Consider the following 12,349-nt stretch of genomic DNA (forward strand, 5'->3'; position numbering starts at 1 on the left):
AAATAAACAGAATGATGTTAAATTTTAAATCGATTTTTAAGTTTGTTGCGCTAGGGCTTCTATTTAGCTGCTCGAAGGCTGCGGAAATAAAGTATACCCAACCTCGGGGTGAAAATAAGGATGTTATAGATTTGATCGCCGGCAATAATGTATACGGACGTATTACGGATATTGCGGGGAAGGGTATATCGGGTGTCAGTGTTAGTGACGGTTTTACGGTCGTGCAGACTGACAAAAATGGCATATATCAGTTTAAGAAAAATGCGACTGCCCGGTTTGTCCATTATTCTACACCATCGGCTTATGCCATTAATGTCGCCAATAACAACAACAATCCAATTTTTTATTCGGCATTGGAAAGTACCACGAACCCTAGGCAGTATAATTTTATATTGACCGAAAATAAGGCCAATGACACTAAATTTTTGATCTATGGTATTGGAGATCCTCAGGTTGCCAATACAGCAGATGTAGATCGATTTACCAACGAGACGTTGGCGGATATAAAAGGCGAGATGTCCACAACAAATCTGCCGATCTACGGCCTCTCATTGGGGGATGTGGTTGCTGATCAGCCGCAATTAATGGGGGGTATGAAGTCACTTCTAGGATCCACTACGATGCCTGTTTTTACGACTATTGGTAATCACGATAAAACAGCGTCTGGCTCGAATATTAAGAACGGCAACTTGTTTGAGAGTCATTTTGGCCCTTCAAACTACTCCTTCTCTAGGGGAAATGTCCATTTTGTTTGTATGGACAATGTCGTTTTTGCTGCTGATGGTAGTTACACGATGAACTTAAGTAAGGAACAGCTCGACTGGCTTGAACAAGATTTGTCTTTTGTGAATAAACAGCATATGTTGGTATTATTTACCCATATGCCGATCAGGAATAGCAATTTTGCAATGCGATCGCGCTTATTTGATTTGTTACAAAGTTTTAAAGAAACTCATATCATGGTAGGACATACGCATTATGCTGAAAATTTTATACATAAAATTGGTGACCGGACTATTTTTGAGCATATCCATGGGGCTACCTGTGGCGCTTGGTGGAAATCGACGATAAACGGAGATGGTACGCCCAATGGCTATGCCGTTTATCAGGTTGAGGGAAATACACTGACAGACTGGTACTATAAACCCACAAAACTTTCTAGGAATTTCCAAATGCGATTGCATTGGGCCGATGTTGCTTACGGCGGGGATTATGGTTACTTCAATTATGCGAATGAATCTGATATTCTTGTTGCCAATGTATGGAATGCTGATCCATCGTGGAAGGTAGAAGTATTTATGGATGGTAAGAAATTGGGTGATATGCAATTGTCTGGAACGTTCAATCGGGATGCCTGGTCTAAAGGGTACCATTTGGGCGTGTTGAATAGAAATCCGGCCAACTACAACACGGTAACAACGCATTTATATACGTTAAAAGTCAATAACCCTAATGGTACATTGAAGGTTGTGGCTACAGATCGTTTTGGTAAGGTTTATGAACAGACCGCTGTCACAACAAATCTTTCCACCGCAAAAAGTTATCAATAATAAATTCGGGTTGTCTCAAGTATGCTATTGTTTGAGGCAACCTAATTTTTTTTAATAAATCTATTATGAACAAATCATCTTTTTTAATCCTAATCTTTTTGCTATTTTCTGTGGTCGGTTTGCAGGCACAAACGAAAGCTACAAAGCATTATAAGTCATTTGCAAATGTAAAGGAAATAGGTGCCTTTTTTTCTTTGAACAGTGAGATGCAGACAGTTATTAGTGGGCATCGTGGAAGTGTTGAAGCGGGCTTAGCTGAAAATGCCATTGAGTCTTTTGAAGAAGTATTGATGCATACGTTTGCTTTTTTTGAGACCGATCCTAGGCTCACGAAAGATAGTACCATTGTCTTGATGCATGATGCCATGCTGGATCGTACAACAAATGCCATTGGCCCGCTTGCTGCCAAAAACTGGAATGAAATACAGTCTATTCGTCTTAAAGACCGCCATGGAAAGCTAACAGATTGTCATATACCTAAACTTGAAGATGCATTGGCATGGTGTAAAGGGAAAACTGTACTTAACCTTGATAAAAAGGATGTGCCGCCTCGGATGATCGCTGAATTGTTGCGCAAGCTAAATGCCTATTCGTATGTCATGCTGACTGTGCATACTCCTGATGAGGCTTTATTTTATAGGAGTTATAACGCTGATCAGATGCTGTCTGTCCATGCGAAAAGTCTGTCTGCATTGCAGGGCTACATTGATGCTGGTGTAGAGATGCGTCATATGATCGTTTATATTGGCGCTACGATCCAGCCCGAAAATCGACTGCTATATCAGAAACTCAGAACCTTGGGCTTGCGAGCCATGATTAGCGCCGCTCCTTCGTATGATAGGGAGTCGACTATCTCGCAAAGAGCCACGGCCTATCGCGCAATTGAAAAGGATGGGGCTAAAGTAATCGAATCGGATTTTCCTATTGAGGTCTCAAAAGCTTTAAATTCTACAAGAAAATAAAAATATAAATATTTATTTTCTTGTAAAATTACGTTTTTTTTAACACCATTGAAACCGCTACATCTGTTTTAAAAGATAGAGAACTATAAAAAATACTTAAAGTTGGCTGACAGTAACTAAAATCCACAAAATTAAGGTGCCAGTATAAGATGATTGATTAATTGTCTTATACTGGCCCTTTTATTTAGTCTTTTAGATTGAATTTGATCACTTTATGGGCCTTACGATCTATTCCGAATATAGTCCGATCAACCGATGAGCGATCGACAGCAATAGCCTGTCCATGTACAGGAACTGCAAATGTCTTTTCCCATATCATGACCGATCCCATTGCCGGAAATTTCAATGAATACATCTCCGGAAGATCATGTCCGGTAATATAAATCATTGAATCATTATACCAAAATCCACCCGAGCAACTCATGTTACCAAATTTCTCTACCAAGGCTTTCGGCAAAATCCAGGACTGTCGTTTTTGCCACTCCGGTGTAAATTGTACCAAGTTTGTATATGTATTGGGAACAGGATACCCTTCTTTGCTATAGTTGGCAAACATGGCCCACCAATAGCCATCCTTAAAATCCAGCCAAGTCAGAGATCCATAGTCTATTCCAAAACTATGCGTCTTTACATGCTTTAAATTCTTAGCATCAAACACCTCCACCGAACTAACCATTGGAAGATCAGGGTAATTAGAATGCGCACAATACAGCTGATCCCCCACCACCACTGCGGCGTTCATATGCTTTAAGCCCAACGATACACATTCAATACTATCAGTAACAAGACCGGAATCTTTGACATGTTTCGTAATTGAGGTATTATTGATCACATAGAAATGATCCCGGTCGACAGCTACACCCTGCTGTGCCTTCCCCACCTCAATATAGGTAACATTTTCAGTTTGTGCCTTTGCACAAGGTTGCAACAGTCCGAACAAGGCTACTGCTAAAAATAGTTTTTTCATTTATTTTTAATTATTTATTTATTTCTTATCCCACCAACCTACAACCGTACTGACATCCTTTCCGCCTAGACTCGTTATTGCCTCCTGCAAATTGTGTGGATTGAGAGACTGCAGATAGGTTGGATAAACCAAGCGGGATGGAAATTTATTCTCCGCAGGGATGCCATTTTCTCTAGGCAATACAGGGTATCCGGTTCTTTTTTTCTCAAACCAAGATTGCATATCAGTAAAGTAGAAGCTGTAATATTTCTGGCCAATAATCTGTTGCAGCTGTGATTCAAAAGCAGCATCGTCTTTAAATTTAATTTCCTTCCGCTGCACAAATGAGGCATCCGTAGCGGCAGTCCATTGCCCTAATGAAGCCAAGACACCCTTCTCATAATGTTGTTTCGGAGTTTCATTGGTCTGGAATCCACGGAGACTCAATTCAGCTAAGATAAACTGAATTTCAGCATAGGACATCATTTGCCCCAAAAGTGGACTTGTCTTTAGATCATCTTTATAACTAGAGTTACGGTCTGTCACATAAACGACATCAGGAGTATATCCGCTCTGAATCCCGCTAAAGACAGAAACACCATCTACCTGAACCTTTGTAGCCCACAACGGCAGTCGTGGGTCGTCGGATGAAATCATAGGATCCAAAAAGAATTTTGTATAATAATCCCCTTGCCGCCAGTCTAAGGTACGGGCGTTATAATACGGATTGTAATACGGATAACTGCCCGTATACTTGAGCAAAGCTCCATCAGCATTTGATTCAAACAAAGGGTACTGCTGCTTGTCAGCTAACATTTTCCTGATCTCACCAGTTACATCTATATCACCATCTCTATTGATGATACGTAATAGAAGACGTAGGCGAAGCGAATTTGCAAACTTTTTCCATTTTAACATAGCAACTTCATCCGCCCCATAAATAAGATCTCCACCAAAAGCCAAACCATCTTTAATCTTAATCAAGCTGTTTGCTTGTTCCAACATCGCCAAGAGATTGACATAAATATCTTTTTGTTGGTCAAACTTCGGCGCTACCGTTCCAGATGCAGCCTGTCCGGCATCTGAAAAAGGAATTGGTCCAAAGGCATCTGTCAAGATGGAAAATGACCAAGCTTTGAGTATCAACGAAACTGCCTGATAATTTGGAAATGTCTGTTCAGAAATCTGCGCAAGATCGTTCAGATCAGCGCTACGCGCGTATATTGCATTCCAAATGCCGGTACCGTCATTTGGAAGAATCTGATACCTATGGATTCCACCACTAGAACTTTCTCGTGGGGCCGTTACTTGCATCAGTTCATGGGTAAATTCTTTTGAAATTGAAATCGTTGCATTCACCAATTGGTATTCTAATTGGCCTAGCATATTTCCTTGGTTTGCTTTTGCCGGCCGTATCGGATCTTGATTGATCTCTTCAAAATTCTTTGTGCACCCAGATAAAAAAACACTGGTTAGTACCATAACAAATAGCGTAGAACCAACTTTATTTTTGATTTTCATGTCGACAAATTTTAAAAGTTACAACTTAAGTTTAAGCCAATAGTACGTGTTGACGGGTACTGTCCCAATTCAATACCCGGTACAAGAGTGCCATCATCAAGGTTACCACCTTCAGGATCAAAAGCCGGAAATTTGGTAAAATTGAACAAATCACGGCCAAAAATGGCTATCCGTGCACCGCTCAAGTGGATCGATTGAAACATAGTTTTTGGAAAGCTATACTCAAATCTCATTTCTCTTATCTTCAAGAATGATGCATCAAAAATATTCGTTTCGGCATTCGCTCTCGCATAATATTGCTCATAATATGGGCGAGCTTCTACGCGTTTGGAGTTGGTTACATATGAACCATCTTCGAGCCGTACTACTCCCTGCCCCAAAATTCCGCCTTCCCGCCCTGGAAGCGTAATTTTGGTATTGCCAAATTCATTGTTCTTATGATTCGTTAATGAATAGATCTTTCCACCTTTTTGACCGTCAATGAGCACGCTAAACTTCATATTGCCATAAGCAAATGTATTTGTCAGTCCTGCTTTCCAATCGGGAAATACATTGCCCCATTTTTTTGCCACAGGATCCAGTAAAGATGGAATTCCTTCCGAAGAATAAACAATCTGTCCATCTGGAGAACGTTCAAAACCCTTGCCATAGATATCCCCCATACGTCCGCCTACCCGAGCTTCAATAGAAACATCACTACCCCGGGCAAACATCACCTGACTTTCTACTCCCGGAGCCAGCTCACGTACATAACTGCGATTAGCTGACCACACGATTGTGCTCTCCCATTTTAACTTGCCGACCAATGGTTTTACAGTTGCACTCCATTCAATACCCAGACTGTTGATAAGCCCAGCGTTGACCATTTTACTTTGATAACTGGATGTTGGATCTATTGGTATTGCGATAATCTGATTCCGGCTTTTGTTAGAATATAAGGTCAGATCTGTCGTCAATCTGCTATTCCAAAAGCGCAGTTCGGTCCCCACCTCATAACTTGTTGTGATTTCTGGCTTTAAATTGGCATTAAACAAGACTGTAGGATTCGTAAATCCATTTCCATAGATACTATTATAATAGCGGCTTGTCTGATAAGGATCCGTATCATTTCCTACCTGAGCCCACGAAAGTCTCAACTTTGCATAATTGATCTTTCCCAAATCGACCATTTCGCTGACAACGAAACTGGTACTTACCGAAGGATAAAAAAAGGAATTATTGTGAGCGGGCAACGTACTTGACCAGTCATTCCGGCCGGTAAGATCCAAAAAGACACGATCTTTGTACGACAACTGCCCCATGCCGTACAGACTGTTGATCGCTTTTTTACTCCGTCTTGGATCGGCTACTGCAGGATCAAGACTATTGGATATTTGGTAGATACCAGGCTGATTCAGCTGATCGGCATACATACCATCAAAATCGTACGATTGCCTCATCATATTACCCCCCACCGAGAGGCCGTATCGCCAATCGTCCTGTTGATCCTTATAGGAGAACAAAAAATCGTGGTTACCTTCATATTGGAATACATCCTGCGTTCGGTACATACCTCTGGGATACTTGGTCATACTAAAAGGGCGTTGCTGCGACCTTTTTTCATATGACATATCCATTGCCGACCTGAGCGTAAGATCCAATTTATCATTGATCTTATAATTTGCCGAAATATTACCAAATACACCATTCTTGTTCAGCTTATTCAGCATCTCGTACATGGCCAGATAAGGATTATCAGGTCCTTGATAAAAAGGGCGTCTTTGCTGCACACCTTCCATTCCGTCTTCCCAATACTTTTTCATCCAGTCAGGATTCACGTTAGTCGTGGTTCCAATGATCAGATAATACATCAATGTCTGATTGTTGTAACCTGCTGCTGGTAGGTTGTCACTATTTTTACTATTGTAATTTATATTGGTCGAGATTGTCAGTCGATCCGCTATTTTTTGGGATGCCGCTAAAGAAGCATTAAAACGTTCGAATCCGGTATTTGGAATAATCCACTTATTCTGCAGGTGGGTCATCGACAATCGAAGATTTCCATTGTCGTTTCCACCTATAATAGAAACATTGTTGCTGATGGTGTTTCCCAATCGAAAATAACCGCTATATGCATTTTTGTAAGGTTTCCATAGCGTCCGCTCACTAGCTAGGCCATCTGCTGAATTGGGATCATATTGATAATACATCTGTCCCTCATATTTTGGTCCCCATGATCTACCGCCACCGGCCTGTGTACTTGTATTTGCGCCGTCTGGACTATCCCCATAGGAATAATAAGACTGGGTACGTCCTTCCCCATATTCAAATTGATACTCGGGCCAGCGATTTATCTGATCAATGCTCGAATTCAAATTATATGTTATCCCCAATCCCGCAGTCTTGCTTCCGGATTTAGTTGTAATGATAATAGCTCCTGCAGCAGCCCTGCTACCATATAGTGCTGTTGCCGCTGGTCCTTTAAGGACATTCATCGATTCGATGTCCTCAGGGTTTATATCGGATACATGCGACCCATAGTCTACAGGATTGTCGGCAGATAAATGCGAACTAAAACCTGTACTGACCATTTTATTGCTAATAGGCACACCATCCACAACGATCAGGGCCTGATTATTATTGAGATTGAGTGAGTTTTCTCCACGCAATGTTATACGCGCTGATGCCATTGGCCCGGCTCCCGCCCCTTTAACTGATAAACCAGCCACCTTCCCATTGAGCGCATTTGCCCAATTGTTTGTTCTTGCATCCGTGACATCATCATTTTTCAACAAACTTGTTGCATAGCCCAAAGACTTCTCGGCTCTTTTGATTCCTAGTGCAGTCACCACGACCTCATCTAGATTACTTTGCTTTTCCTGCATTGTAATGTACATTGGATTGTTTTTTTCAGCACTAATCCCTACACCCCTAATTGTTTTCGATACGAAAGAAATATGACTCAAAGAGAGCGTATATGTTCCGGGAGGTACTTTAAATTCAAAATCCCCCTTTACATTCGTTTGTACGACAACTGCAATTTCTTCTAGCCTTAAAGATACCCCAACAATAGGTTTGCCTTCATTATTAGTTACTTGACCAAAGAGAGTTACCATTTTTTGTAAACTCCTACTTTCTTTGGTATGCAGGTTATCCTTGCGTATCACGACAATTCGGTTGTCGATTTCAAACGTATAAGGAAGGTTTTCAAAGCATTTCTGAAGGACATCATTAATATCTGCGTTAGCGATATGCAAAGAGACTAATTGGCTATTTTCAAATATTTTAGCATCATAGAAAAAATCATAGCCGCTCTGATCTCTGATCTGCTGCAAAATGGTGGAAATACGTGTGTTTTTCGTATTGATGGTGATACGCTGTGCAAAAGTTGAAGCGCTCAATTGTAGAAAAAAACAAGTAAGTATGACCATGGTGAGTTTCATAACACGCATGAGTTGATAAAAATTCATATTTTTGTATTCTAGCTTTATAAGTTTTAAATTTTGTGTTTGATAGCTATAGTTTAAATGACATAGAGCTTTTTGGCGGGGATGTTGGTAGCATTCCCGTCCTCTGTTTATGTCAGATCAGTGATTTGATACTTATCTTTCCACCAATAACCTCCTTCCTTTCAACGTGAGTTTCACTTCATTTGTTGACTCGATCATCTTAACGATAGCAGCTAAGGATTGCTTTCTTGATACCATTCCTTCAAATGGCATATCCCCAAGGTAATCAGGACAAGAAACCTCGATATCGTACCATCGAGCCACTTTTTGCAAAATTGAAGACAGACGTTCCTGATGAAAGATAAAATCACCTTTGGTCCAAGCTGTAATAGCTGAAATATCTGCTTTCTCCAAAGAAAAGTCAGCTCCGCTACTGGCCTTCTGTCCCGGAGACAGGCGTATGATTTTTCCTGTGCTATGATCCTTTACCTGCACGGCCCCCTCCAGCAATGTAGTCTGCTGGGATTTTTCGTCCGGATAGGCCTGGATGTTAAAATGCGTTCCAAGAACTTCGATCTGCTGGCGGGCCGTTTCTACAATAAAAGGAATACGATTCCCTGCACCTTCGTTGAACCCAGCCCTTTCGCGCTTCGCAACTTCAAAATATGCTTCGCCTTTTATGCTTACGATACGCCTTCGCGGGTCAAATTGATTTGGGAAACTTAATTCCGATTCGGCATTCAACCATACTTTTGTTCCATCGGGCAATATGATCTGATATTGACCTCCCCGTGGAGTTGTCAATACGTTGAGTTTTTCCGTCCCCGATTGAACATCATTATTGGAAATTAAAACTAATCCCTCTCTATTCTTAGCGATTTGAAAGCCTTCGGCTTCAATGACGAACCCTTTTTGCGCATTTGTCAAATTGTATTCATGACCATTACTCAATTTGAGTGTCGCTTTTTCTCCTCCTGGTTCTACTAAACTAAAGTTGCCCGGAGAAGCAAGCTCTTTATCAAAATCGGTCTTTCTGATGTAGATAGTTACAGTAAGTAGCACCCCGGCAAGCAATGCGGCAGCTATGAAAATTATCCGTTTTAGTTTTATGACTGGCGTAGGTTTATTGCTATTAAAGCGTGGTGATTCAACAATTTTTACCCAGATGCGATCCGTGCGGCCGAGATCTGACATATAGGATGGCGAATCGGATTGAATCTTATCATACCAAGATTTCAGTAATGCCAATTCTTCCACTGTGCATTCATTATGCCTATACTTTTCCAGTAAACTATAAAGTTGCTCCTTGCTTTCCATATTCCAATTTTTCATTGCCTTCTTATAGCTAAGGAGCAAAAAAATGAAAATTGGCTATTCCAAAATGGAGATTTAATGATTTGTTAATAAGGATAACAAAAAGTTAACAAGAGCAAGCTAGGAGATGCACATAGCTATAGAAAAAAAACAAAGCTGGCATTACGGACCGTTTTTAAGAATTTTTTCTTGATGCTTTTCAATTGGTTATAAACCGTATTCGATGTAATCTGTAGTTTTTGCGCGATCTGCGGTATACTGAGGCCCTGTCTATATCTTAGCTCATAGATCTCGCGCATTCTTGGTGGCAGCGCCTCCACTGCAACATCAAGCATTGACATCATCTGTTCATTCTGAGATTGCTCAAATGCCAAAGAAAGATCTTCCAACTGTATTTGATCACGAGATATTTGTTCCCATATCTCCACAAATTTTGGTGTGAGCTTATGTTGTCTATAAAAGTTCAGAACCCGATTGATGGCCATTCCGTGTAGATAAGGGTATATAGGGCCACGGACTTGATAGTTTTCTCTTTTTTCCCATAGGCTCAAGAAAATATCCTGAATTAGATCCTCAACAGTATTTTCATCAAAAATACGACAACTGACTTCTTTCAATAACTTGTTTGCATATCTATAATAGAGTTCTTCAAAGGCTGACACATTTCCTTTTTTGATCTCATCCCAGATTTCTTTGTCCCCTATAGTTTTCAAATGGTATTGGCTTTTAGGTAGAATTTCAGTTTGTGTTGGAACAAATTTATTATGTTAAATTTTTAGTTTTTATTAATTTTTGGTGAAGAAACTATTAATTTATCTGCTGCTGCCTCAAATAATAAAGGCTCTTGATATAAATTGAATTTATTATGATAGCCTAGTTTATTTAGTCTTGTGCAATGAAACAAATGTTTAACATAGAATTAATCCTTCTTTCACAGGTGATATTCAGCGTATCTTTTCATGTTCGATGGATAGATATACTTAGATGGTGGTTCAATATGTTTCAACACGATTTGACTCGTTGTAAACTGTGTGAAAGTTTTATAATATCCATGTCAAAATACTGTTGTACAATTATATAAGTGTTTATTGAAAAAGGAAGAGCTTTGGATAATATCTCAATTTAATGCCAGTCATATCCGGTTTGGATTTTTCCTTTTCACATGGAAGAGATAAAAAGGGAAAAATGATCAAAACAATTAATTTACTTCTAATCAAAAGTAGTTGAGATTGTCAATTTTTTTATAAGGATGACATAAAACAATAGCTATTCAATGCGCTGTCGCTGATCGGCGAGGAATATAGAAAATCGATCATTGTAAAAACAGAGAATTACCTAGATGCTTTTTTTGTTTCATAGACCCTGTTTTCGCTTCATACGCTAAGAATAGGTGAATATGCTTATGCGCGATATCTCAGGTGCCTTTTACCAGATGGCCGAAATAGTTTGAAGCAAAGGCTATCATATCGGCAAAATAATTAACACAGGGAGAATCAATCATGTTATTGTAACAGGATATGATTTTTTTCTGTGCATACCATGAATTGTTCATCGGTCTACCCCGCAAAATATCCATATGTAAAAAAGGGTTTGATTCCTATAGGCTACGCAGCTAAACGTTAATACACATAAAAGATAGCAAATCGGCTGGCGGTTATAGAGTTAAAAGCTAAGGCCATCCAAAAGTAAAGGTTACTGATAGATGGCCCTGTTTTTCATTCCGAGGATAGTCGGCAACTAATTTAAAGGAATGATTGATTGTTATCTATCACCTATCCTTGTGCCAGAGACTTAGAAAGACAACAAAGCCGTGACCGGCAAATGATCCGAGGGGTGATGATTTCCATTATAAACATCTGTCAGGATTTTACAGTCTTTTACCTCAAAATGTTTTGTATGGAATATATAGTCAATTCGTTGATGAGGAACGGTCACAAAATCACCACCAGCTGCAGCCGTTCCCTTTACGTCTTGGCTCGCCATGTCAACCGGATCATAGCTGTCAAACAGCGATTCTTTCATGGCTTTAATCTGTGGTGAATTTACCACAGAATTAAAATCACCCATACATAATACCGGAAGATTTCCAGCGATTTCCCGAATCTTTTTTATTAATAAGGGGCCTGACTCTGCTTTTGCAGTTTTCAACCTCCAATAGAAATGGACATTAAACACATAGAATATCTTCCCCGTTTTTTTGACCTTGAATTTTGTCCACTGGCAAATACGTTGATCGTCGGCATCCCATCCAATACTCGGGATATCAGGGGTCTGGCTTAACCAAAAAACACCGTCATCAAGCACATCAAACAGATCCGTTTTATAATATGTCGCGCATTGTCCGATTGTAGCCCTACCGTCCTGTACTCATATACAATGTGGCTTGCATTCTGGCAGATTGAACAGTTAATATAAATCTAATAAACTGTAGTATGGTTCTTTGATTAGTTTTGTGGGATGAAATAGATATCAGACCAATAATTATTCTTCCTTCTTCAGAAAGATAACCATAGTGTTATTTATTGTCTGATGGATAGATATACAGATATATTGATTCGATACGTTTCAAAGAGATTAAACTTTTACAGTTATTGCGGGATTTGTACAAAGATATTTTTTAAGATAGTT

The 12,349-nt window shown here is 39.8% G+C and carries 8 protein-coding genes; 2 read left to right on the top strand and 6 right to left on the bottom strand.

All coding sequences use genetic code 11. The annotated features are described in order from the left end of the window. The first annotated feature begins 11 nt into the window (after positions 1 to 11). Together A9970_RS16055 and A9970_RS16060 are read left to right on the top strand one after the other, a co-directional pair. A complete protein-coding gene (locus A9970_RS16055) occupies positions 12 to 1,550 on the top strand; it encodes a calcineurin-like phosphoesterase family protein (RefSeq protein ID WP_182983005.1) in 1,539 nt (512 codons plus the stop codon). 65 nt (positions 1,551 to 1,615) lie between these two features. Further along, positions 1,616 to 2,512, top strand: a complete 897-nt coding sequence (locus A9970_RS16060; RefSeq protein WP_182983006.1) for a glycerophosphodiester phosphodiesterase family protein — start codon at positions 1,616 to 1,618, stop codon at positions 2,510 to 2,512. Positions 2,513 to 2,696: 184 nt separating this feature from the next. On the opposite strand, the gene A9970_RS16065 is transcribed toward A9970_RS16060, so the two are convergent. From A9970_RS16065 to A9970_RS16090, 6 genes are all read right to left on the bottom strand, one after another. Further along, positions 2,697 to 3,479: a hypothetical protein gene (locus tag A9970_RS16065; RefSeq protein WP_182983007.1), complete on the bottom strand. Its 783-nt coding sequence runs from the start codon at positions 3,477 to 3,479 to the stop codon at positions 2,697 to 2,699. Between the two features lie 18 nt (positions 3,480 to 3,497). Further along, complete coding sequence (locus A9970_RS16070) at positions 3,498 to 4,979, bottom strand: SusD/RagB family nutrient-binding outer membrane lipoprotein (RefSeq protein WP_259655414.1); 1,482 nt, start codon at positions 4,977 to 4,979, stop codon at positions 3,498 to 3,500. A gap of 11 nt (positions 4,980 to 4,990) precedes the next feature. Next, complete coding sequence (locus A9970_RS16075; protein WP_182983008.1) at positions 4,991 to 8,428, bottom strand: SusC/RagA family TonB-linked outer membrane protein; 3,438 nt, start codon at positions 8,426 to 8,428, stop codon at positions 4,991 to 4,993. 132 nt (positions 8,429 to 8,560) lie between these two features. Further along, complete coding sequence (locus A9970_RS16080) at positions 8,561 to 9,739, bottom strand: FecR family protein (protein WP_182983009.1); 1,179 nt, start codon at positions 9,737 to 9,739, stop codon at positions 8,561 to 8,563. Positions 9,740 to 9,858: 119 nt separating this feature from the next. Beyond that, positions 9,859 to 10,434 (bottom strand): RNA polymerase sigma factor, encoded by a 576-nt coding sequence (locus tag A9970_RS16085; RefSeq protein ID WP_182983010.1) that lies wholly within the window; start codon positions 10,432 to 10,434, stop codon positions 9,859 to 9,861. A gap of 1,078 nt (positions 10,435 to 11,512) precedes the next feature. Beyond that, positions 11,513 to 12,025: an endonuclease/exonuclease/phosphatase family protein gene (locus tag A9970_RS16090; protein WP_182983011.1), complete on the bottom strand. Its 513-nt coding sequence runs from the start codon at positions 12,023 to 12,025 to the stop codon at positions 11,513 to 11,515. Between the last annotated feature and the right edge of the window lie 324 nt (positions 12,026 to 12,349).

The organism is Sphingobacterium sp. UME9 (genome assembly GCF_014170215.1).
Taxonomy (GTDB): Bacteria; Bacteroidota; Bacteroidia; order Sphingobacteriales; family Sphingobacteriaceae; genus Sphingobacterium; species Sphingobacterium paramultivorum.

Bases quoted from the DNA above. Each gene is read 5' to 3' on its own strand.
- A9970_RS16065 (WP_182983007.1), bottom strand. From the start codon at position 3,479: ATGAAAAAACTATTTTTAGCAGTAGCCTTGTTCGGACTGTTGCAACCT.
- A9970_RS16055 (WP_182983005.1), top strand. From the start codon at position 12: ATGATGTTAAATTTTAAATCGATTTTTAAGTTTGTTGCGCTAGGGCTT.
- A9970_RS16075 (WP_182983008.1), bottom strand. From the start codon at position 8,428: ATGAATTTTTATCAACTCATGCGTGTTATGAAACTCACCATGGTCATA.
- A9970_RS16070 (WP_259655414.1), bottom strand. From the start codon at position 4,979: ATGAAAATCAAAAATAAAGTTGGTTCTACGCTATTTGTTATGGTACTA.
- A9970_RS16060 (WP_182983006.1), top strand. From the start codon at position 1,616: ATGAACAAATCATCTTTTTTAATCCTAATCTTTTTGCTATTTTCTGTG.
- A9970_RS16080 (WP_182983009.1), bottom strand. From the start codon at position 9,739: ATGAAAAATTGGAATATGGAAAGCAAGGAGCAACTTTATAGTTTACTG.